A 1,648-nucleotide genomic window follows, 5' to 3' on the forward strand; every position below is an offset into this window, starting at 1 on the left:
GAAGGCAAGGAAGGCAAGGAAGGCAAGGAAGGCAAGGAAGGCAAGGAAGGCAAGGGAGGCAAGGAAGGCAAGGAAGGCAAGGAAGGCAAGGAAGGTCAGGAATCTGCCGAGCCACGGGAGGCGGAAACGCGGGAGCAAGCGCGCACCGGCCAGCCCTCCCAGGGCAAGGAGAACCCCTCCGACCCGACCATGGCCGCCAGCGATGCGCGGCCAAACGATGCCGACGAGGCGCGACAGGCGGACGAGCAGTGGCTGCGACGCATTCCGGACGATCCGGGCGGACTGTTGCGTCGAAAATTTCTCTATCAATATCAGCGGCATGGACAGAGCCGACCGGAGGGTCATCCATGGTGAGCCCCATGAACCGCGCTTCGATCGGACGGATCGCCGGATGGATCCTGCTCCTCTCTCTTCTCCTGGCCGGACCGGCGGAGTCCGCGGAGATCCAGGCACGCGCCTCCCGCGATCCTCTGGTGACGGGCGAGTCGTTCTCCTTGATCTTCTCATCCGCCGAAAACCCGGATGGCGATCCGGACTTCTCCCCCCTGAAACGCGATTTCGAGATCCTGGACCAGAACAAAAGCAACCATTTTCAGTTCATCAACGGCCACAAGAGCCATTCGATCACCTGGACCCTGGAGCTGCTGCCCAGAAAGGCCGGCGAGATCCCCATTCCGGCCATCGCCTTCGGCAAGGATCGCAGCACGCCGCTCACCCTCAAGATCCTCTCCGCTCCGCCCCCCGCCCGTGAACAGGCCGGGCGCGACGAATCGGATCTCAAGCTCGAGGCGGAATGGAGCGGCAAGAGCGTCCATTTGCAAGAGCAGATCCTCCTCACCCTGCGATTCTTGAACGCGGTGCCGATCGCCGGAGCCTCCCTGCAAGAGCCGAAGGTGGAGAGCGGCGAGGCGCTGATCGAAAAACTCGGCGAGGACCAGGCCTATGAGACCAGCCGCGATCAACGCCGTTTCATCGTCACCGAGCGCCGCTACGCCCTGTTCCCGCAAAAAAGCGGCTCGCTCACCATCGGCGCCATTCCCCTGACCGCCCAACTGCCTGGCGCGGACAGGAGCGGTTCGCTGTTGAGGGAGTTTTTCAACGACCCGTTCATCAAGAACTTCCCCCTCGGACCGGGACGGGCCGGCAAGACGGTCCGTCTGGCCACCGAACCCGCCAGAATCGAGGTCAAACCGGTTCCAACCGGATGGGGCGGCGGAACGTGGCTGCCGGTGCACCGGCTGGAACTGTCGGAGAACTGGAGTCCCGAGCCACCCCGATTCCAGGCCGGCGAACCGGTCACCCGCACCATCACCCTGCAAGCCGACGGAGCCACTGCCGCGCAACTGCCCGAGTTGACCATCGCGGTCCCTCCGGCCATCAAAAGCTATCCGGACAAGCCGCGCCTGGAGGATCAAAAGCTGGTCACCGGCATCATCGGCAAAAGCGTGAACAAAATCGCCCTGATTCCGGCAACACCCGGAGAGTTCACCCTGCCGGCCATCGAGATCCCCTGGTGGAACAGCGACAAGGGGCGCATCGAGACCGCGCGCCTGCCGGAACGACGCATCACCGTGCTCCCCGCCACCGCGACCGGGCCGGATGGCAACGCCACCCAACCGCACCCCGTCCCCAGCGTCCCCTCCCCCGC

At 64.5% G+C, this 1,648-nt stretch carries 1 protein-coding gene and 1 pseudogene; both read left to right on the top strand.

Annotation, left to right across the window (positions count from 1 at the left end; genetic code table 11):
• Positions 1-354 (top strand): annotated as a pseudogene (locus ACV4UY_RS03065) (hypothetical protein); the annotation flags it as partial.
• 5 nt (positions 355-359) lie between these two features.
• The coding region (locus tag ACV4UY_RS03070; protein ID WP_491606185.1) for a BatD family protein at positions 360-1,648 on the top strand (1,289 nt) is incomplete at its 3' end.

Source organism: Candidatus Magnetaquiglobus sp. (genome assembly GCF_058402785.1).